Raw genomic sequence first — 24,256 nt, 5'->3', positions numbered from 1 at the left:
CGCGGCCTTTCGACGGCCGCGTCGGTGCCGTATCGATGGCGCCCTGGGCTGGAAGATGGCGCGTTACGCGGCCGAATTGCTCCCGCGCAGTTGGCGCGCGAAACGCGAGACCATGCCGTAGAGCGTGACGCACCACGTGCCCAGGGCGACGAAGACGAACACGCGCGGGATGGCCATCAGGTAAGGCGCATCGATGGCCTGGGAAAGCCGGACGGTGCACACCGTATACATTCCCATCGGAAATACCGCGCCCCAATAGAGCGGATCGTACCGCAATGGAAACCTTCGGCAAACGTGTCGCCAAATGCCGAGGATGGCCAGCATGGGAATCCACCATGTGGCGGTGGCCCACCAAAACAACGTGAAGCCTCGCACGAAGGGTAAAATCTGCAACAGCACCGGCGAATGCGCGGACGCTGCGACGAGCATGGAGCCCGCGAGCGTCGCAATGGCTGCTGCGCCCATGTTGATCCAATAGGGTGGCGCGAGATCGCCGGGGCTCAAAGAATAGAAGGTATATCGATAAAAGATGAGCGAGATGATCCAAAAGTACAACATCGAACCACCGAGCCACGTCGCCAGCGAAAGCAGCAACGCGTGCGCCGCGTAGTGGGTAAAGCGCGGTGCGAGTTGGGCTCCCAATACGGCAATGGAATGGGAGGACACCACGGTGAGCAACCAGGCCCCACTGATTCCCTCGGCCAGCGTCGGCTTTTCGGATTTCACCGTAATCACCGCGATGATGGCGTACGTGAGGATCGCCCACAGACCGATTCCCAGAAACCAAAGTATCGCCGCCACGGTCCACGCACCCGCAATGACGAAGCACTGCGACCCGAAGACGCACGTGGCCGCAACGGTGGTGAAGAATCCCACCGAACGGCCATGGTGCAGCAGATCGGCGAGCACGTGTTTGCGATGCCAGACGATGCGCGAAAGCGTCAGCGCCCACAAGCCCACGTAAAACAACGCGTTCAGCGGCAGCAGGGCCACGGCGAACCGATGCAAGTCGAGCAGCTGCGCGGCAATGGACACGATGCCGGTGGCCATGACCAACGCGAAATACGCCGGATGCATCTGCGCGAGGACGGAAGCCTCGTTCCCACGCGTCGGGTTCATTTCGGTGCGAAGGTAACGTAACGGTCCGCGCCGCCCTTTCTATTTTCGATGACGCGTTCGCGCTTTTTGCCAATTACCGCGCGGCTCGCCAGCGTCAACCGATCACGCCGTGTGAGGATGACACCTGCGTGACCGGTGACCGCCCATCATTGCTCTTGGCAGATCGGCTCGATCGACTCTGCCCGAGGGTGCCGCCGGTTTGCTCGATCTCGAAAGAACGCCGCCGACCGCTGGGCGCCCTGCGATTTGGCTTCAGCGGCTTGCAGTGCTCGCTCACACGATTCGAGCTCCGATGCACGTTGCTGCGGGTTCGGGCAGTCATATGTGCGTACGACCAAACCGCGCGCGTCTCGCTGGACGGGCTGCACCACCGTGTTTCGACAATCCCACCGCGAATCCATGCGCAATTGCGAGCATTTGTTGCGGAGCGCGACTTGTTCTCGATTGGCTCTATCTTGCTCGGCCACGAACTCGTCGACTTTGCTTTGGAAGAAGTCCTGGATCGCCAAACCCTCCTCCTGCTCCTTTTCGCGTTTCTTCTGGAGCAACCGATGCAGGGCGTCGCTGCAGGCAGAGCCGGAGGCAAAGCGTGTGTAGGTGATGACCTCCGCGACCGTGTCCGTCGAAAACGAGTCCTCGGGTGGTGCGGCATTGTCTCCGGCGCTGGCCGCGGCCATGGCCAGGTCCATGTCGGTCATGGCCCGTCGGTCGATCAACCAGTTTTCGTGGTCGCGATTCTCGTTGCGAAGGAGCATGCGCTCGACGAAGGACGGGCCGGTGTACACCGCGGGCACGTTCGGAAGCGCCATCAACGCGCAAACCCGCTCCGTGGAGATTCGCGCCCCGGTCTTCGCGAGCCGTTTCGACTCGTCCTTCAGGAGCGCCTCGCACCCTTGCCTTTGCGGTTCGCCCCCACCGAGAACCACGATATCGGTCCATTTGTCGATTTGCTCGGAGCGGCCGCCGATCACGATGCGCGCTCGGTACGCGATCTCCGGCTCGCCGGGCCTCGCGCCTTTGACGCCGTCGTCGGGATGAGCCGTTTGCGTCGACGAGGCGCAGGCCGAGGCGCCTAAGATCAGAATCGCGAGTGCCGGTGCCACCTTGCGCACGATGCGCCGTCCCATGCCGCCGGATGTCTCATTGATACCGCCCTTGGCCACTCGCATGTCCCGAAGCCCTCCTCGCGACGCCGCCCGCGAGCGACGTTCCACGAGAGAAGATTCGTCCTCGGGTGGAAACAGTTGCTCGAAATGTGTGGCGAGGGGCGCCGTCGAGCTGGAGCCTACGGCGCCTTCGGCATATCGGCGGCGTTGCGCGGCGCAAGCTTCGTGTTGCTGAACGAGTAATACAGGATGCCCTGCATGCTGCTGTACGCCGTCCCAATCGCCGGGACGCCGTCTTTGAACTTGGTGAAAATCAAGTCATCGATGCGCAGGCCGCCGGTGACCACGAACTCGTTCGATTTGACGCCCTTGTCGGGATCGTTGTCCGTCACCGTGAGCGGAGCATTGATCTTCAAGAGCATCGACTCGTACGTCTCGGCTTTGTTGCCGCCGGTGATGATGTCGGAAACGGCGACCTCGATGGGGTCGAAGATCTTCGTCTCGGTTCCATCGATGATCACGCGCGAGGCGTTGATCTGACTCACGCCGAAGTTCTCCAGGTAGAAGCCCTCGACTTTGACCTTGCTTCCGAGGGCTACGCCATACCGGTTCGAGCCCGTCAGCACGTAAATGCCGTTGTAGGCCTCCGTGCCGGTTTGCACGTAGAACCCCAGCGGCGATTTGTCGTCGTACGGCGTGAGCGCCGTCACGTACGCATCTGCGATGCGCACGATGCCGTGTTGCTTCGGGTGCTCCGGGGTCTCCGCATTGCGGATTTGCGCCACCGTCACGGCGCACGGCGTTGCCCCCGCATTCGCGGTTTTGCACTTGTCGCAGGCATCGCCCCAGCCATCGCCGTCGCCGTCGGCTTGGTCCGTATTGGCCTGCTCGGGGCAGTTGTCCTTGCCGTTCGCCACCCCGTCGCCGTCCGTATCGTTCGCGTCGATCGGCGGTTTTCCGTCTTGGTTCTGCGCCGCGCCCCCGCGCACGGGGCACGTGTTCGCCGCGTCGCCGGGGCAGCGATCGCACGCATCCCCGCGGCCATCGCCATCGCCATCGGCCTGTTCGTCCCCGTCCACGCCGCGCGGCGGGTTGAAAATCGACGGGCAGTTGTCCGCGGCGTCGGCCACGCCGTCGCCATCTTGGTCGCCGTCCTTCGGCCCGTCCTTGTATTCCTCGCGGTACGGTGTGCAGGAGGGCTCGTTCTTCGGCGCCGTCCCCTTGCAGAAGAACAGCGGATAAAACGCTTCGCCCGCCGGCTTGATGCCCTTGGGGCCGTCCAAGGTCACGTCACCGCCGATGTCTTGCGCGACACACGCCTTCTTGGCCACGCCGCACACGTCGCCCTGGCCCGCGTTGATCGCCTCGCACGCCGCGCCCCCGATGACCGGATCGTCGAGCAGGGCCGCATCGCCGTAGAGCACCTTCCCGCCGCGCAACACGAGGGCCACGTCCTCGACGCCCGCCTCGATCACGGCGCGATGGTCCTTCTTTTCCTTCCCGCTGAAAATCGCGATGTCCGCCACGTACCCCGGCTTGATCGCGCCAATCAGCCCTTGCGCCCCCGCGGCGAAGGCTCCGTTCTCCGTGGCCATTCGCCACAAATCCGAATCGGAGAAGTGCTTTCCAAAGTACTTCGTATTCAAATCATCGGCGCACTTCAGCTCGCGCAGCATGTTCATCGAGCCGCTGGGCACCCAATCCGTCCCCAGCGAGATGCGCACCCCCGCCGCGTCGAGCAACGTCACCGGCGCCGTGTTCCCATACAAATCGATGTTCGAGCGCGGCGACCACACGAGCGACGTCTGGTTCTTGCGAAACACCACCGCATCCGCCTCGGTCACCGCGATGCCGTGGATCACCGCCGTCTGCCGGCCCAGCAAGTCGTACTTGTTCTGCGTCGCATCGTCGACGCTGCTGCACGCCAGCTCGTTGTGCGCCTCGACGTTGATGCCCTCGGAGATGTGCGGCAGGTACCCATCGAGCGCCTGCACGGCCGACGTCTTCGTCCGGCTCGTGCCGTAGGTGCAATCCGAGGTGCGCGTCGTCCCGTTGCTGTCGCCCAGCGGAAACGTGTCCGAATCGGCCGGCAGCACCGGCAGCCCTTCGAGCTGCACCGGATCGGAGCTGTCCAGATTGCGCACCAACCCCGGTTGCCCGCCCGCGCCCGCGATGCTCGTCACGCCGCCCATCACGAAACGCAACTCCGCGAAACGCACCACGTTCTGCGACGCGTTCGACTTGTACGTCAGCTTGGTGTGCCCATTCTGCCCGATCCGCCACTCGTGCCGATGCGCGTAGCGCTCCGTCCCGTGCCCCACCGGCTCGTTGTTCGCGTACGTGATGTGATCGTGCGGATTGATGAGCCCTGGCGAAATCACCCCGTCGGCACACTGCACGATGCTCGCGGCCGCGTAGCCGGGCGTCCCCGAGCAATCGCACGCACCGCAAACGATGTTCCCGTCCTCGCCGATCACCACCTCGCCCCGGTGCAGCGTCTCGTCGGGCAAGAGCACGGTGCCTTGGAACACGCGCGCCCCCGTTCCGGGCTTGGTCACCTGGCACGTGCCCGACGCCGGCGCCACCAGCGCCGGCCGCGAACACTCCGTCACCTTCACCGCTTCATTCGGCTTCAGATCCGAATCGCCGCTTGGCTCCGGCCGATCGCCCCCGGCATCGCGCACGAGGCGCGCGGGCCGGTCCACGGTTTGGTCCGTGCAGCCCGACACCAGGGGCGCCACCGCGAGCCCCACCGTTGCGAGAGAGAAAAGAGCAAGGCCCAGGAAATACTTGGAAGAGCGCATACAGCCGGCATGCACCTTACCTTGGCGCACCCGACATTGCAGCAACGGCCGTGTGAAAAGGACAACCGAGGATTAATTCAGAAACACGGCATCGATCTCGTCCCGCGGACCGTCTTGGTCCGACGCCGGCGCTACCGGCTCCACCGACGCCGCACCCGAGAGCAGGGACGTCTTCGTCAGCTCCGTCTTCGTCGCGAGCGCGTCGAGCACCGCAATCAAGATGGGCGCCTTGGTGAAGTGCACGATCTTCTCCCATCCCAGCGTCGCCACCAACCCACGCGGTGAGCCGTCGGCGCTTTGATGGATCGCGCGCACCCACTCCGTGAGATCGGCCTTGGACAACCCCTCCGACAGCACCTCGATGCCGTTGAGCGGCGTCGCGCGCCCGGGATCTTGCACCGCGGCCGGCGCTTCGAGCGCGGAGAGGAACCACGCCGCATCGAAGAGCCCGAGCTCGTAGGCCGTCGACAGCGCCTTCAGAATCGCGCGCTCCGACAGATTGCCCCCGCGCCAGAAGGACCACCAATCCGAGAGCGGCACCCAGCGCACCAACGTCTCGGCGTTGATGCCGATCTCGAAGGTCTGCGGATCGATGTCACCCGAGACCAACGCATCGTGCACGGCCTCTTTCACCTTCGCGTCGTCGTCGCGCAGGGCCGTCTTCTGCCCGCGGATCTTCCAGTTCGAAAGAATCGGCCCGCGCACCTCGCGCGGCAGGTGACGAAAGACGAGATCGGTCGCCTCTTTCGCGTCGTGCGCGAAAAAGTGGGCCACGAACTCGCGTTCGCCGCGGACGCGTCCGTCGGGCGTCCGGCGAAATTCTTCGAGGGTCAGGCAAAATCGGGCGAGGGAAGTGTTGGGGTCGGTCGTCACGTCGGTGTTTCTCCTCTTACGTCGTCTCCCCAAGTCTCGCGAATCGAAGCGAGCAATGCACCATCGCCTTGCTTTGTGGCGGAAGATCGCTCACGAAGAGTCCCACAATGTCGGCCGCATCCTTCGAAGCACTCGTCCGCCGTCGGCTCGCCGACGAGGTCGGGCGGTGCCCCAAGGAAGCCCCCACCACCGTCGCGATGCTGTACCCCTCGCCGTACGGCGCAGGGATGAGCTCGCTCGGCTTCCAGCGTATTTACCGCGCGATCAACGACATGCCGGGCTTTGCCTGCGAGCGCGTCTTCCTCGACGACGAAGCCGAGCAGGACCTCTCGGTCCAGGCGCGCCCGCGCACCTACGAGAGCCTTCGGCCACTGGAAGAATTTCCCATCGTGGCGGTGAGCGTCGCCTACGAGCTCGAGATCGCCGGTCTCGTGCGCATGCTGGACGCGGCAAACATCCCCGCGCACCGCACCCAGCGCGACGAGCGGCACCCGTTCATCCTCGCCGGCGGGCCGCTCACGTTCTCCAACCCGCTGCCACTCGCGGGCATCGTCGACGCCATCATCGTCGGCGAGAGCGAGGAACTCATCGAGCCCGTGCTCGATGTCCTGCGCAGCGAGGCGACCGAGGGCGCGCCCTCCTCGTCATCCCGCGCGCGCACGCTCGAGCGCCTCGCGGCCATTCCCCACGTCTTCGTGCCCGCGCATCACGGCGTGAATTTGCCGGTCGTCGCCAAAGTCGACAACGCGCTCTTGCCTGCGTGGTCGCCCATCCGCACGCCGCACTCCGTGCTCTCGAACATGTTCCTCATCGAGACGGAGCGCGGGTGCTCGCGCACGTGCACCTATTGCGTGATGCGGCGCTCGACCAACGGAGGCATGCGCCTCGTGTCGATGGATCGGATCCTCGAGACCATTCCCGAGGATGCGCGGCGCGTTGGCTTGGTCGGCGCGGCGGTGAGCGATCACCCGCGCATCACGCAAATCGTCAACGCGCTCGCCGATCGCGGCGCGGAGGTGGGCCTCTCCTCGCTGCGCCCCGATCGATTGAACGACGACTTCGTCGCCGCGCTCAAACGCGGCGGTTACAAGACGCTCACCACCGCCATGGATGGCCCGAGCGATCGCCTGCGCGAATCGCTGGAGCGGCGCGCACGCGTCAAGAACCTGCTCCGCGCCGCGGAGCTGGCGAAGGCGCACAAAATGGAGCGCCTCAAGTTGTACTTGATGGTGGGGCTTCCCAACGAGACGGACGCCGACATCGACGAGTGCATCACGTTCTCGACGGAGCTCTCGCGCATCGTGCCGCTGTCGCTGGGGATCGCGCCCTTCTGCGCAAAGCGCAATACCCCGCTGGACGGCAAGCCGTTCGCGGGCATCAAGGTGGTGCAAGATCGGCTCGAGCGGCTGCGTCGCGGCCTCAAAGGGCGCGTCGATGTTCGCTCCACGAGCGCGAAATGGGCGTGGGTGGAATACGTGCTTGCGCAAGGTAGCGAAGCGGAAGGCCTCGCAGTTATCGACGCCGTGCGTGAGGGCGGACGGTTTGCCGACTACAAGCGGGCCTTTGCTTCGCTTCCTGCGCCCACGACGGCCAAGCCGCGTCGCAGCCTCGCCATCGCGCAGGTTTAGCCTTTCTAACCTGGATGCGTCTGATGATCCGTTGAAGCCCTCCCCCCGAGAAGGTCAGGGGGCGGTGTTGGTTGTTGGCGATGCAGCGGATTGCACGAGCTGGTCGCTCGAGTTGCCGCCGACACCGTTCGCGATCTCACTCGCGTGGGCGTCGAACCAGCATGCTACACCTAAAAGAACGAGGAACCCGACCAGAGCTGGAAATGCGCTTTGCATGAACCGCGGTCTCTCTCTCCCCTCCGCGACTGACACGGGCGACCTTGCATGAGCGATGCCGCCGTCGGGCGTTGTAGATCCGCGCGGTCCATTCGCAGAAACGAGCCCGGCAAGGCCTCCACCGTGGCGCTTTGGCTTGGGATTCGCGAGCACGCCACACTTTCTGCGCCTTCCAGTGCGCATGTCTGTCGCCTCTAGGCCGCTGTCGCCGAATACGCGCGTGAAGCGCAGCTCGTACGGCTGAGCGTATCGACGTCGCACGACCGCTCCCAGTGGACTATAAGGCTTGGCATGCCCGACGCGACCAAGGGGGGTCTCCCGTCTCGCAGCAGCTTCGCTGGCCTCACCAGCGCGGCCTACGTGGGCTTCGTCCTTGCGGCTGGGGTGCTGGTTTACAGCTTCGTCTCCGTTGCGCGCGAAGGCGAGACACGCCGCCGCTGCGCGCCCATGTGCCTGCTCCACCCCGAGTACGCGGCCACGAACCGCCGCGCGCCAGATTTTTCCCTGAAGGACATGAAGGGCGAGACCGTCTCGCTCTCGCAATTCCGCGGGAAAACCGTGGTGCTGAATTTCTGGACCAAGACGTGCGGTCCCTGCCTCGAAGAGCTCCCCAGCATCGCCGACCTCACCAAGATTCTGCGCGAGCGCTCCAACGACGTCGTCGTTCTCACCGTCTCCGTGGACCAGGGCCCGGCGGACGTGGAAGACACGCTAAAGGCCGTCCTGCACGACCCACCGCCCTTTCCCATCCTCTTCGACCCGGACAACGAGATCGTTGCGGGCAAGTACGGCACGAACCTCTTTCCGGAGACATGGGTCATCGATCCGCGCGGCATCATCCGCGCGCGGTTCGACGGCAAGCGCAACTGGTCGAGCTCCGCGGTGGTCGAGCTCGTGGATCAACTGCGCGCGGGCGGTTATTGCCCGATGGAAGTGCACGATGGGCGGCCGAACGGGGAGGGCGCCAAGGTTTGCGAAGACGTCGGTGGTAGCTGATGCCGCGCCTTCTGCTCGTTTCGAACCGTCTTCCGGTGACGGTCAAGGCCGACCCACGCGGCGTGACCGTCACGCCCAGCGCCGGCGGACTCGCCACCGGCCTTAGCGGCCCGCATCGCAGCTCGGACGGCCTTTGGATCGGCTGGCCGGGTGATGTCTCGAAGCTCAAGCCCGAGCAGCTCGCCCGTGTGAACCAGGAGCTCGCCGAGCTGAAAACGGTGCCGGTGCAGCTCAGCGCCAGCGAGGTCGCGCGCTACTACGAGGGCTTCTCCAACGGCGTGCTCTGGCCGCTGTTCCACTACCTTTTGCACCGCATTCCCATCGATGTGCACGATTGGGATTCGTACCGCCGCGTGAACCAGCGCTTCGCCGACGCCGTCATCGCGCAGTACCGCGAGGACGATCTCATCTGGGTGCACGACTACCAGCTCACGTTGGTACCGGGCATCCTGCGCAAGGCGCTTCCGCGCGCAAAGATTGGCTTTTTCCTGCACATCCCGTTTCCGGCGACGGACATCTTCCGCATCCTGCCGTGGCGCGAGGAGATCCTCGACGGCATGCTCGGCGCCGACCTCGTCGGTTTTCACACGTACGGGTATCTGCGCCACTTCGCCAAGTCGATCGTGCGCACGCTCGATGCGAGTTTCTCCATCGATCGCGTGCCCTATCAGGGTCGCACCATCCGCCTCGGCGTCTTCCCGATGGGCATCGACGTGGCGGCATTCGAGAAGCTCGCCAACGACGAGGACGTCATCGCGCAAGTCACCGGCATGCGCGAGCAGGCCAAGGGGCAGCAGATCTTCCTCGGCGTGGATCGGCTCGATTACACGAAGGGCATCCAGCGACGTCTGCTGGCGATGGAGCGTTTGCTCGAGCGCGAGCCGCGTCTTCGCGGGCGCGTAAGGTTGGTGCAAGTCGCCGTTCCTTCGCGCGAAAAAGTCGACGCATACGCCTCATTTCGACGCGAGCTCGAGGAGACCGTCGGACGCATCAATGGCGCGTACGGCTCGGTGGGGCAGACCCCCATCCATTACCTGTACCGCTCGTTCTCGCAGAAGCAGGTCACCGCACTCTACCGCGCCGCGGACGTGATGCTCGTCACGCCGCTGCGTGATGGCATGAACCTTGTCGCGAAGGAGTTCGTTGCCTCACGAACCGACGGCGATGGCGTTCTCGTCTTGAGCGAATTCGCTGGAGCTTTCGCCGAGTTGGGTGAAGCGATCACGGTGAACCCGCATGACCTCGACGGCATGGTGGCCGCGTACAAACACGCGCTGCGCATGCCGGAAGAAGAGCGTCGCTCGCGCATGCGAACCTTGCGCGAACGCATCCAGCGTCACGACGTGCATCGCTGGGCCGATTCCTTCATTGCAACCTTGGAGCATATGCCGCGTGCCGAGCCCCTGGGCGACGAGTCTTCGACGTCGGCCGAAATTGAAGATTTGGTGGAGCGCATTCGCGAGGCGCCGTCGCTGGCGCTCTTGCTGGACTACGACGGGACGCTCGCGCCCATCGAGCGCGTGCCCGAGTTGGCGGCGCCCACCAAGGAGGTGAAGGCGCTTTTGGCGTCGCTCACGCACCGAAGCCGGCCCACGGACGTGAACGTGGTGAGCGGCCGCACGCGCGAGTCGCTCGAGGAGTGGCTGGGCGATCTGCCCATCTCGATGTACGCCGAGCACGGGGCGTGGGGGCGCGAGCGCGGTCAGTCATGGGTCCCCATGCGGGAGTTGAACAGCGAGTGGAAAAACTCGCTGCGCACCATCTTGAACGACTTCACGGATCGCACGCCGGGCTCGCGCATCGAGGAGAAGTGGGCCTCCATCGCGTGGCACTACCGCATGGCCGACGCCGAATTCGGCCCGCTGCAAGCGCGCGAGCTGGCCACGTACCTGACGGACATTCTGTCCAACGCCCCGGTGGAGGTCATCCACGGTCACAAGGTCGTGGAAATCCGCCAGCAAGGCATCCACAAGGGCATCATCGTCGACCGCGTTCTCGAACGCGCGCAACCCGCCTTCGTTCTGGCCATCGGCGACGATCGCACCGACGAAGACATGTTCCGCGCATTGCCCCCGAGCGGCGTGGCCATCCACGTCGGCAAAGGCCGCAGCGCCGCCACCTACCGCCTCGCCGACCCCGCCGCCGTCGCGAGCTTATTGCGCGCGCTGATTTGAGCTAAAAATTCGTAAATTTGGGGCCATGCTTACGTTTGTTGGAACAAGCGTTAGTATAGAGTCCCATGGTTACGGTTACGGCTTCCTGGCCCCCTCTGAACTTCGAGGAACGCCGGTGGGACTGGGCCGAACACGGCTCACGTCCATCTCGGCGTGAGGACGGCACGTTTCGGGCCTACCGCGCGGCGATTCCGCCGGAGATCGCATCCGGATTGATCCGTCAACCCGTCATCACCATCGAGGCCGCGCGAGAGATCGTTCTGGAAGATACAGGCCGTGCGGTTGCAGACAAGAACGTGTACGAGGCCATCGAGCGACTCGTCGGTGCGGGCATTCTCGTGGAGATGACGCGCCAACGACGGAATCGGGCGTGGGTCGCGAACGATGTTCTCGACTTGCTCGAACGCTTTCAACGCGACGTATCGAAACAGCGACGTCTTCCCGATTCCCTTCGCTAGCGTCGGCAGATGCCTGGGGCGGCCATGGCTTGGGCGGCGGCGGCGCGGGCTTGGGCGCGGGCGTCTTTGGACATGACGCGCTCGAGCCTCCTGGCGAGGTCGCGCGGGTGGATCTTCCCGAGGGCGTCGATGGCGGCGAGGCCCAGGGTCAGTTCGTTTTCGGCATTGGGGGAGGCGGCTTTGGCGGCGAGCTCGGTGAGCGTGTCGAGCGCGTTGGCGTCGCACATTTGCGCGAGGGTACGCACGGCGGCGAGGCGAACGTCGGCGGAGTTGTCCTCGTCGAGAAGCTTGCGCACGCGGCCCGCGTACGAGGCCGCACGGTGCACGCCCAGCGCATCCACGGTCGCCACGCGCACCGCGGGCACGGGATCCTCGAGCGCCGTGGCGAGCGATGCGTCGATGTCCGGCGACTGCGGCATCGACCCCAGCGCCGTCGCCGCCGACACGCGCACGAAGGTCCACGGATCGCGTGACAGCAACGCCTCCACGGCCACCGCCGCTGCCGAGAGACGCTCTTCGGCGATGGTGCGCAGGGCGGCCTCGCGCGGGCGCGGCTCCGGATCGCGCAGCCGCTCGATGAGCTCCTGCTGCGCACCCGGAATGTGCAGCGCGAGCTCGGCGGCGCGCGCGCGCACCGGCCATGCCGCATCGTGCCCCATCAACGCCGCGAACCGGTCCACCGATTCGCGATGACCTTGCCGCGCCAGCTCGGCGACGGGGCCGAGCGCCAGGTACCGTACCGGCAGATCGGGCGTGCCCTTGAGCAGCTCGTCCAGATCCGTCCGCGCATCCTCGCGCACATCGACGATGCGCGGACCGAGGGCGCGCAAAAGCTCGAGCCGCGCAGCCGCATCGCTCGAACGCCGCTCGCGCAAAAGCTCGGCGAGCTTCGCCGCATCGGCACTGCGCGCCGCGCGCATGAACGCGGTGCGCAGCATCTGCCGATCCGCCGGCGAGCCCTGCCCGAGCAGCGCCGCGATGGGCGGCACCGCCGCACTGGGCGCGAGCAACGCGAGCAGCGAGGCGTAGCGCGCCTTCTGCGGCACCGGCGCATCGCGCATCGCCGTGAGCAGCGCCGGCGCCGCCGCGCGACCGCACCGTTCGAGCTTCTCGCGCCCTTTGCGCTCCACGTTGCGATCCTTGTCGTCGAGCGATGCCACCAAGAGCGGCCCGCCGTCCTCGCACGACGTACGCACCGCCACGTCGACCCCGAGCGCGCGCCCCTGCGCATCGAGCTCGCTCCACGCCTGCATCACGCCCTCGACCCCTCGCTTGCCCGCGCGCTGGAGCACGGCGGCCGCCGCCTGCGCACGCGGACCGCCGCCGAACAGAAGCCGCGCGATCGACACCGGCGATGCCCCCGGCGTATCGAACTCGCTGAAGGCCGTGAGCTCCGCCACCGTTACCTCGGGCCGTGCATTCCCGCGCGCGTAGGCTTGATCGAGCACCAGCGCCACGCAACTCGTGCGCACCGGCTCCTTCAACGCGATGTCGTACGAGGCACCCGGCTTGAGCCACCCGTCTTCCGGCAAGGTCACCGCGAACGTCTTCGCATCGGTCACCAGAAAGAACGACCGCGGCGCCATCCCCGCCGTGGCATTCGCACCGGGCGGGGCCACCGTGATCGCGAAGCGCGTGATGGGCACTTCCGCGGGCGCGCGCATGACCACGAACTCACCGAGCCCCGTCCCCGGGCGCGCTTCTCCCCACGCCGTGGCGGGATCCCCATCGGTCAGCGACGCCGGCTTCCCGATGGCGGTGCTCGCGCCCGTCGCCACGAGCAAGCGCCCGAGCGGTGTCTCGGCCTGCGTGCGCAGCCCCGCCGCAACCTTCTCCGCGCCGTCGCGCTGCGCGCGCGAAAGGCGCTGCAGCGATGCACCGCGAAGCTGCATCGTCTTCGCGTCCACCACCTGCGGCGAGAGCAACGTCGTCTCCTGCCCGCACAGCCGCAGGTCTTCGCGCGTCTCGCCCACCGCCACGATTGACGTCCCATCGCCGCGCGGCATCACGTCGATCGCCGTACCCGTGCGGTCGCCATCTTGCCCGCGCACGTAGCCGGTCACACCGGAGTGCAGCAGCTTGCCCCCAACCAGCGCTTCCCAGGCCACGCCTTTGCGCGTCTTCGAAGGCACCACCACGCGTGCCACGCTACGTCCTTCGCCGACGGCGAGCGTCTCCACGCGCACCGCCTTCGCGTCGGGCAGCTCGCTGCGATCGAGCGCAATGGTCACCGATTCGCCCGGGGCACCGTACTGCACCGTGGCCGATGCGAGATCCACCTTGGGCGCCGGCTCGGCCAGCGCAACCGAAGCAAACGGCAGCGATGCAAAAACGATGGCGCAAACGGGGCCTTTCATGCCCCCGACGATACGCGCATTTCTTGCCCGGCGCGGCGGCCGTATGTCACACGAGGAGCCTCGATGCGACGGTGGATACTCGGACTGTCGGCCGCGGCCGCGTGCGCAGGCCTCCTTTACCTCGTACGAAAATATCCAGTCAGCCAGACCGGTGGCCTCTTTGGGGCGAGCGGTAGCGACCAGGTCGAGGAGTCTTCGGCTTCGCACGTCGCGCCGACGTCCCCCGATGGCAAGGCGCCCCGTGAAACGAGCGCATCCGCAGCGGGTTTTTCCGGCGCGCCCTCCACGTTGGCCGGTCTCGACCTCCTGCACATCGCCGTCGACGACGAGGGCACGACCGCCCCGCTTCCCAACCAAGGCGTCGCCCGGCTCTCGCTCGACCCCGAGCTGCAACGCACCGCGAACAGCCTGCTCGCGAGCCGTCACCTGCCACTGGCCGCCGTCGTGATGGTCGACCCCACCACCGGCCACGTCCTCGCCTACGCGAGCCACGTCGAATCGGGCCCGGCCCGCGATCTCTGCGCCGAGGCCAGCGCGCCCGCCGCCAGCGTCTTCAAGATCGTCACCGGCACCGCCCTGGTCGACGCCGAGGGACTCGGCCCCGATGCGCGCGAGTGTTACGCGGGCGGTGGCATGCAGCGCATCTCCGCGCTCGACCTGGCAGACAACCCGCGCCGCGACCGATGGTGCATCACGCTTTCGGACGCCATGGGCAAGAGCATCAACCCGGTCTTTGCGCGCCTCGCCTTGCGCCGCTTGAAGCCGAAGTCCCTCGAGGAGACCGCCTTCGCGTACGGCTTCGGGCAGAAGGTTCCGTTCGACGTCGACGTGCAGCCGAGCAGCCTCGAACTGCCGCCCGAGCCCCTCGAGTATGCGCGCACCGCGGCGGGTTTCTTTCACACCACGCTCTCGCCCATGCAAGCCGCCGCCATCAGCACCACGCTGGCCCGCGGCGGGGAGGCCGTGCGCCTTCGCATCGTGCGCGAGGCCATGGACGGTGAGGGCAAGCCGATCTACGCCGAGCCCGAGAAGCCGTCGCTTCGCCGCATCATGAAGCCCGAGACCGCGCAGGCCGTGGCCACCATGATGGAGCACACGATCACCGAGGGAACCTCGTACCGCGCCTTCCGCGATGGTGCAGGCCGCCCCTTTCTGCGCGGCATCGCCGTCGCGGGAAAGACGGGCACCTTGTCCGATCCGGAATCGGGCCGCCTCTACACGTGGTTCACGGGCTTTGCGCCGAGCCGCCCCGTGGCCAATGTGAAGCCCGTCGCCATCGCGACCCTCGTGGTCAACGATCCCGCGTGGAGCATCAAGGCCAACGTCGTCGCGCGCGAGATGCTCCGCACCTACTTCGCGCAACAAGGTGTCGAGCACGTCTCACGACCAGGCGTTGCCCTATCGTCTCAGCGTCAGCACGCTTCTCGGGGGCGTGGGGCGGCGGAGCCTCCCACAACAAGAAAATCCCCGGAGCCCGCAAAAAGGCTAAAGCCTGGTCAACCCGTGCTCTCGGCGATGGCATCTTCGCGCCCGCGCACTTCGAGGCGATAACGGCTGTTGATCGTCTCGATGTAAAAAACTTCACGGCCGCAGATGCGGAGTACGCGTTTGACGGGTGTCGTCACGTACTCGTGCATGCCGTCCGGAAATTCGATGACGACCACAGAGCCTTTGCGCGGTGCTCGGACCAATCGGCCCGCAACGGCGCGCGAGCCCTTCCCAAGCTTTCGCAGGACCACGTCCACGACCTCAATCTAGCATCCTCGATTCCGACGTCTACTGAGGTAATTGTGCACCCGTGTGCTCGACGCAGCTCGACGCGACGTGGCGTCTGGTTCAAGCGACATCGGTCCGCCATGTGCAAGGCCCGGTCAATCCGCCGTACGGAACATCCGATCACCTTGTAGAATTCCCTCTGGTTGACAAGTGTTGACGCCCCTCGCGCGGCCCGCTAGTTGATGGCGAACTGCGCTCCAAGGCTCGTGCTTGCCGAGTGCAAGCTGTTGAAATCGTTAGATTCTAAGAGGAAAAGATGGGCAAGTTCGATCGCCGCAATTCGCAGAAGATGAAGCGCCGCAAGGGCCAGGTTAAGAAAAAGGCGCGTCTCAAGCGCCAGGCTCAGGCACGTTCGCAAGCAACGAGCGCGCCCGCCCGCAAGGCCAAGAAGGCTGCCGCGCCCAAGGCCGAAGCGAAAACCGAATAGAGAAATTTATTTTAACGGCCAGGGACGCCAGGGTCGCCGCACGAACGGCGGTGCCTGGCGTTTGGTTTTTTGTGCCAACGCCCAAACGGGCCGGAACCTCGCGAAATTCCTCAAAAAGGCACGGTGGCGACGAAGTAGAACTTGTCGAGCCCACCGCTCGCGAGACCTTTCGCGTATCCAAGGCGGAAGGTGAAGTCGACGACGTACGCCATGAGCGTGTCGATCCAGAGTTCGCCGCCCGCCCCCGTCTTGAATTGCGCGGTCGCTGCATCGTCGAACGCGCTGCCATAGTCGAGGAACGCGGTGCCCGTGATGCGCTTGAAAAAGAGCGGTAGCGTGGAAAATCCCCGGTCGATGTTCACGATGGGGAAGCGGTACTCCGCATTGAACAGCGCGTAGTTGCGCCCGGCGAGGATGACCGGCGGGTAGCCGCGTAGCGCGATGCCGCCTTGGATGAGCGTGTTGCGAACGATGTCCAGGAGCGGCAAGTCGACGAAGCCGCCCACGTAGAACGGCCCGCGCCCGGGAAAGCTTCCGCCGCTCAAGCCCGTGCCCATGTGCAAGGCGAGCGAGTGATGCGCGAGCCAGGGCATCAGGTGGTACGAGGTGAAGTCGATGTTCGCGGCGAAGCCCGAATAATCGCTGGCGATGGCCGTGTTGGTGAAATCGAAGTTCGCCCCCAGGCTGAATCCCTTCTCCGCGCCCACGCTGTAGAGAAAGCGCTGTGCGTTGGAGTAACCCCAGCCCAGATGCAACGTCGCCAGCATGAAGCGATCGTTGGGAATGACCGGCGTCTCGTACGGATCGAGCTTGTCCGCCGGCATGGGAAGTTCGCCCCCGAGCCGCGTGACCCCGTAGTTCAACGCGAACGATTGCCCATCGAACCCCGACGAGTTGGGCAAGTTGTACGAGATACCCGTGGAGAAACTCAGGGCCTCCTGGATCCAGATCGGCTTGTAGTTTTGCCCGAGCTGGTAGCCCCCGCGAGGCGCAATGCTGCGCGACACGTTGAAGTTCAGATCGACCGGCAGCCGCGCGTACGTGTAGCCGAGGCCGAACTGCAGGTACGGCCGCTCCACCTCGGTGGTCATCGAGGCGGCGAAGGCGTGATGCCCCGCGATGTCCGTGCCATCGGCGGTGACGATGACCGCCTGCCCGAAGTTGCCGGGCGTGATCGACACGCCGAACCGGCGCGGCCGCAAGGTATGCAGCGGGTTGTACGACTGCCAGGGAAACTCGACGTGGGGCGCCGGCGGGTAGGGGGCAGGGCGCGTGTTCACGTACGGCTCGGCGTCGAGCCAATCGCCCTCGCGCAGCGGCATGGCGAAAATGTCGAAGCCCACGTGCGTGTAGCCGAGGTACGCGAGCGTCTTGCCGTCGGGTGAAACCTCCGGCTGGTACGCGCCGTTGATGACGTTGGTGACCTGCTTCAACTCCGCCGTCTCGACGTTCCACGCGAAGATGTTGCTCACGCCGGTGCGATCCGAGTGGAAGAAGATCCAGCGCCCATCGGGCGAAAACGACGGCCCACCGTCCTGCGCCCGGTCGTGCGCGAGCTCGACATAGGTGCCGTCGGCCGTGTCGACGTAGCGGATGTCGCGGAAGCCGCCCTCGGTCCACACGCTGTAGGCCACGTGCCGGTTGTCCGGCGACCACTCCGGCGCGAAGGCCTGCTCGAAGCGGTTGCTCCGCACGAGCGAGCGCACGTTGGTGATGCCTTCGTCGGAGACGTCGGCGATCTGCAGGTACCGCGTGCCCCGGTGGTTCGTGGTGAAGACGATGCGGCGTCCGTCGGGTGACAGCGCGGGATCGCTGGCGCGGAAGCCTTGGGTCAGACGGGTGCGCTTTCCATCGAGGCCCGTCGGGCTTTTTTCGCCCGGCGGGAGCTGGAACAGATCGGTGAAATTGAAGATCCGCCGAAAGGGCGCGCTCGAATCGAAGATGGCGCTACCGTCGGGGGCGAAGGTGACGTGCGAGACGCCGTTGGTGCGGATGACCAGATCGCGTTTCTTGTCGTCGACCGCGACGACGGCACCCCGTGCATCGCGCTGCACGTCGATCGCGTAGAGGCCCGGTGTGGTGTGCCCGTCGTCACGGAAGTAGACGAGGCCACCCTGGTGATCGGCCCACGCGTTCTTGGGGATCCACACCGGGTGCTGCGCCACGTTGCCGCCGTACGTGAGGCGCACGCCCTCGCGAAGCCCGCGCGCCACGATCGCATCGCGCTGGGCGCCGAAGCCCTTCTTCATCGAGGCGATCCACTCGGGGTACAGCTCCTCGTAGGTCTTTCCGATGGCGCGCCGGAGCGAGCGATTGAACCCGAGCGGAATGACCTGCTGGCCGAAGTCGTCGATGACCTGGCGCATGACGCCTTCACCGTACGTCTCCTGGATCCACTTCATGAAAAAGGAGCCGTACAAGTACCAAATGTTGCCCTGCGGCCAGCGTCGCGGCGTACCCGTGAACTGATCGAGCGGCGCGATGTTGTTCTCGAGGATGTCGGCGCGCATGAACATCTGCCACTGCGAGGAGCGCAGACGTCCGCCGCTCGTGCGCACCGATTCTTCGTAGACCGCGAGCCCTTCGATGAACCAGCGCGGCTGCACTTGGTTCGGGGAGAAGCGCTTGCCGATGAGTGCATTGCCCAGCGCGGGCAGGCCACGGATCTGGTCGATGTGCAGCGTGTGCGTGTATTCGTGCGTGAAGAGCGTCGTGTACCAGCCGTCGTAGTCGCTCAACGGCGACAGATCATCGGGCGCGGTGACGAAGAGCCGGATCGCGTTGTACGGGACGATGGAGGTGAAGCCGTTGGCGCCATCGGTCTGGTCGAACAGGGCCACCTCGACCTTTTCGGCCGGCGACCAATTGAGCACGGGCGAGAGGCGCGCGTGAATGGCCTCGGCCTCGTCGGCCAGGTGCTTGGCGATGTCTTCCTCACCCGAGTAGTACGAGATGCGGAAGTGCGGCGTCGTGATGGTCTTCCAGACCAAATTGGGATCGTTGGCCGCACGCGCGCGCCCCGGCACGAAGGCCGACAGCACGCCGAGCGTGAAGCAAACGAAAAGAGCGCAAAGGAAGATACGACGCAAGCGAGGGGCCCGCGAGTCTACACGGCCCGGCCTTGGCGCTCACCAAAGCTCGACCGACTCGTCGTGTTTCTGGGGCGGGTCGGAGCTTACAAATCGTCGTGAAAGAGCGGCTCGCGGTTGCGCACGTACCGGTAAACGAGCTGGCGCGCCTCGGGGGTAATCTGGGTGAATTGCGCGCCAAATCCGGGCGGGGCATCGCTCCCGTCGGACTGCTCCCGCGCCCAACGCACGATTCCATTGGCCTCGAACTCGTAGCCGCCGGGAAGCGAGACTTTGAGGCGGATCTGGGTGCCGAGCTTCGGGATCATGTACGTCGAAACGAAGAGCCCGCCGTGGTCGATGATGTCGTTGCCCGAGAGCCCCTTGTAGAAATTCGTGGCGCTGTGGGTGCCAAGATCGGCCGTGACCACGTGCAAATCGCCCGCGGGACCGGGCGAGGGCGCCAGGCCAGGGGGCGCCGGGTTCGGTGCCGGCGGCGGCGTGTACGGATAGGCCCCCGGACCGCCACCGAAGTGCTGAGGCTGGGGCGGCGCTTGAAACACGGGCTGCTGGGGCGGCGGCGGAAAAGCAGCCCCAGGACCCGCTTGCGGGGCCGCTCCTGAATGCTGGGCCACGTACGGCGGGGCCGGGGGCGGCTGGAAGGCAGGGGCCGGAGGCGGCGCGTACGCCTGCTGGTGCGGGTTGGAGAGCGGCTTGGTGAGCGGAATGGGCGCGCCCTCCAGCGGTGCGATGGGCGCGATCCCCACCGGTGGCATGGGCGGAGGCGGCGGAGGTGGCGCGGCCATGGGCGCGGTGGGCATCGGAGCCGGCGAGCTCGCGAGCTGGTGAAGCGAGTGCACGAGGCTCAGCGACGACGCCACCGACTCCATGGCCACGTTCACGGCCGGATGCGACGACGCGACCATCTGCAATTGGCTGAGCACCTTGCGCACGTTCTCGAGCGCGATGCTTGCGTGCGGGAGAAGCTGCGTGCCGTTCGAGCGCTCGATCTGGTGCAACGCTCCCATCGACTGCGCAATCACCGCGGCCAAATCGAGCAGTTGCGGTGGCACCGTGGGATCCGCCTGCAGGGCCTGAAGGCCGCGCGACAGGGATTCACGGGCGGTGCGAGCGGTTGAAGCGGGATCGGGCACGGTCATCTCCTTCGCGCAGAGTAAAAACTTGGGGAAAGCTGCATGCTACAGGGTCGGCGAATGACGTGAAACGATCATCGGACGGGGCCGGACGGAACCGATGTGATCAACCCTGCGAGCTCTCCGGGGGAAAGTTCGGCGTCCGTCTCGGCGTCGCGCGCGGAAATCAGGCGCAAACCGCGATCGCGGGCCCGCACGACGACACAACCGTGGACGAGTGCCGCCTCGGCCGTCTGCAGTGCGCGTGGCACATCATCGGTGGGTTCGGCGCGCGTAACGAGAAGCGCGCGATCCCCAATTTCCGTGAGCATGCCCGGCCACGGTGCCGCTGCGCGGATGCGGCGTGCGATGCGCTCGGCGTCGTCGGTTTTCCACTGGATGACGAGATCGTCCTCGCTCGGCGACGGCGCGTGCGTGGCCAGCGCTTCGTCTTGCGCTCGCGCCTCGGGCGCTTCGCCCCGCGCGAAGCGTGCCACCGTCTCGCGGAGCAGCGCGAGCGTCACGCGATCGAGCTTCAGGGCAAGCGTCCACGCGTTCCACGTGGGATCCACGGCGATCTCGCGCTGCGCGAAGATGGTCCCCGTGTCGTAGCGATCCTCGAGCCGATGCGCGGTCGCGCCGGTCGTGGCATCGCCCGAATCGATGGTCCAAAAAATGGGATCCGCCCCGCGATGGCGCGGCAACAGCGACGGGTGCACGTTGAAGGCGTCGACCTTCGCGGCGCGGAGGATCGCCGTCGGGATGCGCTTGGTCCAAAACCAGCTCACCACGAGATCGGGCGCGAGCGCCTTCACCCGCTCGGCATGCGCCGAGAGATCCGGCTTCACGAGCACACGCTCGGGCCCCAACACCCGCGTGAGCCGGCGCAAGCCCGAGGCATCGCTTCGGCTGATGGCCGCAAGCACGATGTCGTGCCCATCGTGCCGAAGCGCCAACGCCCCCATGGGGAGGCCGCAAAAGAGAATGCGGAGAGGTGAAAGCGGCGCCGTCACACCGTTTGAACGAGCACGCCGGTGGCGGGTTCGTCGCCGACCATGCGCAGCAGCGCGGAGCGCATGGCGTGTTCCACCAAGGTCCAGAGCTGGGCGCGATCGGTCGAGCGGCCGAGGAAGCCGATGGGGATGCGGAAGCCTCCCTTGTCACGCCGGCCGCCGCCGTAGGGCCGACCCTTGTCGTCGTAGCCGAAGGCCTGCTCGAGCCACGCCGACGGATCGACGCTCGGCGAGTGCGTGCGCAACGAGCCCTCGATGAAGCGATCGCCCACGACGCCGTAGACGACGACGGTGTCGATGTCCTCGCGGCGCACCAGGAAATCGGCCGCTTGCGCGATGGTGTCGCGGTCGCCCTCGGAGACGAAGCCAATGCCGGCCATGGCGAAGTTGCGGCGCACGACCAGCGACGCGAGCGCACGGGCCATCACGTCCATCGCGCTGGGCGCAATGAGGCGACGGCTCAGGTCCGCGAGCAGATCGCGATCGCACACCTCGATGATCTCGGCGGCGGCGCGGAAGTCGCCCGCGCGGGCCAGCATGAAGTCGTCCGTGTCCGTCGATAGGCCGTGCATGAGCGCGGTGGCGATGCGCTGATCGTCCTCCACCTCGCTGTCGAGCGGGGCAAGCTGCTCCAGGTACTCGACGAAAATCGTGGCGGTGGCGCCCACGTCGAGCCGCAGATCCACGAAGCGCGCCTTCGGCGGCGTCGGTGCGCGGTGATGGTCGACGATGGTGAGCACCTCGATGCCGTCGGTGTCGGCCAAATCCGGATCGACGTCGTACGCATCGACGAAGGAGAGGAAATCGACGTTGCCGACATCCTTCACGCTCTTGATCTTGCGAAGCTCGACGCCGAGGAGCTTCACCAGCGCGCGGTTCTCGCGATGACTGAGCTCATGGCAGTAGCCGATGGTCGTCTGCCCCACGCCACAGCGCTGGGCGATGTGGGCCTGCGCCATGGCCGAAGCGATGCCATCCGGATCGGGATGGCCGCGCAGGGCAATGAGAACGTGCTTGCCCTTGGCCTCTGCCAGCGTGTCCGCGAACGCGCGCGCGCGCTCTGGAGGCGGCGCAGCAGCGGCCGGAACGGGTAAACGTCGGACCGGATCGGTCATCTTTTGACTCGGGCTGGGTTTCGAGGTCACCGCGGAAACCATACCAATTCTACTCCGATTTCCAATTCGCATGCCCAAACCTTCGGCTTGAGCTAGCTACCACATCTTGTAAGGTGCCCGCCGTGAATCGAAGGTGGAAGGTAGGGCGATGGCGAGCACCGCGCTGAACACACGGGCGGTGCGAGCTGCGTGGAGGGTATGGATAACCATCCGACGTTCGCTCGTCCTGCCCCTCGTGATTGCGCTGCCTGCGCTTTATTGGGTGGTCGAGGCGACGAAGCGCGCCTCGCTGACCACGCTCGGTCGAGACCAGGGGATTTTCCAGTACGTGGCGTGGGCCATCGAGCGCGGCGCGGTCGATTACCGTGACGTGCGCGACGTGAACGGGCCGCTCACGCACCTGATTCACCTGGTCTTTCTCCAGTTCGGCGGCGCCGATGAACATCGGTTCCGTGTCCTCGACCTGGTCATCACCGGCATGACTTTCGCGTTCGCCGGCGCCTGCCTGCCCGGCATCGCGAAGAAGAAGGTGCGATGGATCGAACGCGCCGGTTGGGCGTTCGCCGCGTGGGTCGTGCTGAGCAGCCAGCTCGTCATGTACATCTACTGGGACCTCGCCCAGCGTGAGAGCTTCTTCGACTGGTTCATGCTGAGCGCCATCGCGCTGCAGTTCGTCGCGCAGCGGCGGCTTGCCACGTCACGCGCCTCGGCGGATTCCACCTGGCAAGCATGGCCGCTCGCCTCGGCCGCCGCGCTCGGGGCCATTCCCTGGTTCGGCAAGCCGACCTACGTGCTCTTCTCCGTGGTGCAGTTCGTGGCACTCGTCGTCGATGACGAGCTGTCGCTGTCGCAGAAGCGCAGGTTCGCGGTGTTCGCGCTGGGTGCGGCGGCTGGCGCGGCCACGCAGATCGCGTTTCTCCTGCGCTACGCGGATATTGGCGCCTTTTTGCGGATCTACATGGTCGACGTGCCGGCGATGTACCGCTTCATGATGCCGCGCACGACGGCGGAGATCCTCGGCCTCAATTGGGGCGCACCCCCGGCCTTGATGGCGCTGGTCACCGCGCTCGTGCACCTGGGGCTCGTGGTCGAGCGGCAGATGCCTCGCCGCACGGTCAGCTTCGCACTGATGCCGCTCGCCGCCATCGTGAGCGTGCTCGCCCAGGCCAAAGGCTTCCCGTACCACTTTCATCCGGTGAGCGCGGGGATCCACCTCGACTGGCTCGTGCTCGTCGTGTGGCTTTGGGAGCGGCTCGGGCGTGCCCCCTTTGGACTGCGTCTCGTGCCCTTTGGTGCGGCGGCCGCGTTGGCGACGAAGCTCGCGGTCACGCTTCCCTTGTCGCCGCACGTCGTGGACGAGTGGATCCTGGCCAAGGCGCGCGATAGCGAGGAGCGCGCCAGCCGCGATTACTTGGTCTACTTCGAGACCCGCGACTTTTTCCCATGGGACATGCGCCAGACGGCCGACTACCTGCGCACGCACACGAAGCCGACGGATCGCGTCCAGATCTACGGCATGGATCCGTACGTGCTCTTTCTGGCGGAGCGCATGAGCGCGTCGCCGTACATCTACGTGTACGATCTCAACGCGGATGCCGCCATCAGCGGCTCGTGGCTGCCCGATGGTCCGCGCCCCAATCCTCAACAAGCGGCGGTCATCACGCGGATGCGCGATGACCACGAGCGCGACATGCTCGCGCACCTCAAGCAGCAACCACCCGCAGCGTTCGTGTTCTTCGACAAGTCGCCGTTGACATCGAATGGAAGCGCCTCACAGGATTTCGAGGAGCACTGCCCCGAAACCGCTGCTTGGGTGCACGAGCACTACCGCGAGACCGCCGTGTTCGGTGAGGATCACGTGTGGATGCGAAACGACGTGGCTGGAATCGCGGGGGTCGTTTCACCAGAACGTCACGCAATCGAAACGCATCCGTGACGCGATTGTCACTTAGAGGTGTGGGAGTGCGAGAATCGTTGCCCGGCGCATTGGGGG

The 24,256-nt window shown here is 65.9% G+C and carries 17 protein-coding genes; 7 read left to right on the top strand and 10 right to left on the bottom strand.

All coding sequences use genetic code 11. The features are described from left to right. Positions 1–63: 63 nt before the first annotated feature. The 4 genes from LZC95_46210 to LZC95_46195 all read right to left on the bottom strand — a co-directional run bounded on the left by LZC95_46210 (position 64) and on the right by LZC95_46195 (position 5,902). Positions 64–1,119 carry a tellurite resistance/C4-dicarboxylate transporter family protein gene (locus LZC95_46210; protein WXA93837.1) on the bottom strand — a complete coding sequence of 352 codons (1,056 nt, stop codon included), beginning with the start codon at positions 1,117–1,119 and terminating at the stop codon, positions 64–66. Between the two features lie 146 nt (positions 1,120–1,265). Beyond that, the gene (locus LZC95_46205) at positions 1,266–2,288 is read right to left on the bottom strand and encodes a hypothetical protein (protein ID WXA93836.1); all 1,023 of its coding nucleotides are present in this window, start codon (positions 2,286–2,288) and stop codon (positions 1,266–1,268) included. A 116-nt stretch (positions 2,289–2,404) separates the two neighbouring features. Beyond that, complete coding sequence (locus LZC95_46200; protein WXA93835.1) at positions 2,405–5,029, bottom strand: amidohydrolase family protein; 2,625 nt, start codon at positions 5,027–5,029, stop codon at positions 2,405–2,407. 72 nt (positions 5,030–5,101) lie between these two features. Next, positions 5,102–5,902 carry a hypothetical protein gene (locus tag LZC95_46195; GenBank protein ID WXA93834.1) on the bottom strand — a complete coding sequence of 267 codons (801 nt, stop codon included), beginning with the start codon at positions 5,900–5,902 and terminating at the stop codon, positions 5,102–5,104. Between the two features lie 107 nt (positions 5,903–6,009). On the opposite strand from LZC95_46195, the gene LZC95_46190 reads away from it, so the two are divergent. The 4 genes from LZC95_46190 (at position 6,010) to LZC95_46175 (ending at position 11,374) form a co-directional block, all read left to right on the top strand. Continuing rightward, positions 6,010–7,530: a B12-binding domain-containing radical SAM protein gene (locus LZC95_46190; GenBank protein WXA93833.1), complete on the top strand. Its 1,521-nt coding sequence runs from the start codon at positions 6,010–6,012 to the stop codon at positions 7,528–7,530. A 507-nt stretch (positions 7,531–8,037) separates the two neighbouring features. After that, positions 8,038–8,742: a TlpA family protein disulfide reductase gene (locus tag LZC95_46185; GenBank protein WXA93832.1), complete on the top strand. Its 705-nt coding sequence runs from the start codon at positions 8,038–8,040 to the stop codon at positions 8,740–8,742. Further along, positions 8,742–10,916, top strand: a complete 2,175-nt coding sequence (locus LZC95_46180; protein ID WXA93831.1) for a bifunctional alpha,alpha-trehalose-phosphate synthase (UDP-forming)/trehalose-phosphatase — start codon at positions 8,742–8,744, stop codon at positions 10,914–10,916. Before LZC95_46185 ends, LZC95_46180 begins: the two co-directional genes overlap by 1 nt. A 65-nt stretch (positions 10,917–10,981) precedes the next feature. Then, on the top strand, positions 10,982–11,374 hold the full coding sequence (locus LZC95_46175; GenBank protein WXA93830.1) for a hypothetical protein: 393 nt from the start codon (positions 10,982–10,984) through the stop codon (positions 11,372–11,374). Here LZC95_46175 and LZC95_46170 read toward each other — a convergent pair. Continuing rightward, on the bottom strand, positions 11,371–13,731 hold the full coding sequence (locus LZC95_46170) for a HEAT repeat domain-containing protein (GenBank protein ID WXA93829.1): 2,361 nt from the start codon (positions 13,729–13,731) through the stop codon (positions 11,371–11,373). The genes LZC95_46175 and LZC95_46170 overlap by 4 nt on opposite strands. Positions 13,732–13,794: 63 nt before the next feature. Between LZC95_46170 and LZC95_46165 the strand changes: the two genes are divergently transcribed. Beyond that, positions 13,795–15,282 carry a penicillin-binding protein gene (locus LZC95_46165; GenBank protein WXA93828.1) on the top strand — a complete coding sequence of 496 codons (1,488 nt, stop codon included), beginning with the start codon at positions 13,795–13,797 and terminating at the stop codon, positions 15,280–15,282. On the opposite strand, the gene LZC95_46160 is transcribed toward LZC95_46165, so the two are convergent. After that, positions 15,228–15,476 (bottom strand): hypothetical protein, encoded by a 249-nt coding sequence (locus tag LZC95_46160; protein WXA93827.1) that lies wholly within the window; start codon positions 15,474–15,476, stop codon positions 15,228–15,230. The two genes, LZC95_46165 and LZC95_46160, sit on opposite strands and share 55 nt — an antisense overlap. Before the next feature lie 287 nt (positions 15,477–15,763). Here LZC95_46160 and LZC95_46155 point away from each other — a divergent pair, with 287 nt between their 5' ends. Continuing rightward, complete coding sequence (locus tag LZC95_46155) at positions 15,764–15,934, top strand: hypothetical protein (protein ID WXA93826.1); 171 nt, start codon at positions 15,764–15,766, stop codon at positions 15,932–15,934. A 110-nt stretch (positions 15,935–16,044) separates the two neighbouring features. Here LZC95_46155 and LZC95_46150 read toward each other — a convergent pair whose 3' ends face one another. From LZC95_46150 to LZC95_46135, 4 genes are all read right to left on the bottom strand, one after another. After that, positions 16,045–19,023, bottom strand: a complete 2,979-nt coding sequence (locus tag LZC95_46150; GenBank protein ID WXA93825.1) for a hypothetical protein — start codon at positions 19,021–19,023, stop codon at positions 16,045–16,047. Between the two features lie 86 nt (positions 19,024–19,109). Continuing rightward, a complete protein-coding gene (locus LZC95_46145; GenBank protein ID WXA93824.1) occupies positions 19,110–20,156 on the bottom strand; it encodes a PilZ domain-containing protein in 1,047 nt (348 codons plus the stop codon). 74 nt (positions 20,157–20,230) lie between these two features. After that, complete coding sequence (locus LZC95_46140; GenBank protein WXA93823.1) at positions 20,231–21,148, bottom strand: hypothetical protein; 918 nt, start codon at positions 21,146–21,148, stop codon at positions 20,231–20,233. After that, a complete protein-coding gene (locus tag LZC95_46135; protein WXA93822.1) occupies positions 21,145–22,293 on the bottom strand; it encodes a DHH family phosphoesterase in 1,149 nt (382 codons plus the stop codon). Before LZC95_46135 ends, LZC95_46140 begins: the two co-directional genes overlap by 4 nt. A 118-nt stretch (positions 22,294–22,411) precedes the next feature. Here LZC95_46135 and LZC95_46130 point away from each other — a divergent pair, with 118 nt between their 5' ends. Then, positions 22,412–24,199, top strand: a complete 1,788-nt coding sequence (locus LZC95_46130) for a hypothetical protein (protein WXA93821.1) — start codon at positions 22,412–22,414, stop codon at positions 24,197–24,199. Positions 24,200–24,256 lie beyond the last annotated feature (57 nt).

The sequence above is a fragment of the Sorangiineae bacterium MSr12523 genome, assembly GCA_037157775.1.
Lineage (GTDB): Bacteria > Myxococcota_A > Polyangia > Polyangiales > Polyangiaceae > Pendulispora > Pendulispora brunnea.
The sequence above is the reverse complement of the archived record's forward strand: the minus strand, read 5'-3'. Positions and strand labels throughout refer to the sequence as shown.

Excerpts from the sequence above, each read along its gene's own strand:
- LZC95_46210 (WXA93837.1), bottom strand. The coding sequence starts at position 1,119 with ATGAACCCGACGCGTGGGAACGAGGCTTCCGTCCTCGCGCAGATGCAT.
- LZC95_46205 (WXA93836.1), bottom strand. The coding sequence starts at position 2,288 with ATGCGAGTGGCCAAGGGCGGTATCAATGAGACATCCGGCGGCATGGGA.
- LZC95_46200 (WXA93835.1), bottom strand. The coding sequence starts at position 5,029 with ATGCGCTCTTCCAAGTATTTCCTGGGCCTTGCTCTTTTCTCTCTCGCA.
- LZC95_46190 (WXA93833.1), top strand. The coding sequence starts at position 6,010 with ATGTCGGCCGCATCCTTCGAAGCACTCGTCCGCCGTCGGCTCGCCGAC.
- LZC95_46185 (WXA93832.1), top strand. The coding sequence starts at position 8,038 with ATGCCCGACGCGACCAAGGGGGGTCTCCCGTCTCGCAGCAGCTTCGCT.
- LZC95_46180 (WXA93831.1), top strand. The coding sequence starts at position 8,742 with ATGCCGCGCCTTCTGCTCGTTTCGAACCGTCTTCCGGTGACGGTCAAG.
- LZC95_46175 (WXA93830.1), top strand. The coding sequence starts at position 10,982 with ATGGTTACGGTTACGGCTTCCTGGCCCCCTCTGAACTTCGAGGAACGC.
- LZC95_46170 (WXA93829.1), bottom strand. The coding sequence starts at position 13,731 with ATGAAAGGCCCCGTTTGCGCCATCGTTTTTGCATCGCTGCCGTTTGCT.
- LZC95_46165 (WXA93828.1), top strand. The coding sequence starts at position 13,795 with ATGCGACGGTGGATACTCGGACTGTCGGCCGCGGCCGCGTGCGCAGGC.
- LZC95_46155 (WXA93826.1), top strand. The coding sequence starts at position 15,764 with ATGGGCAAGTTCGATCGCCGCAATTCGCAGAAGATGAAGCGCCGCAAG.
- LZC95_46130 (WXA93821.1), top strand. The coding sequence starts at position 22,412 with ATGGCGAGCACCGCGCTGAACACACGGGCGGTGCGAGCTGCGTGGAGG.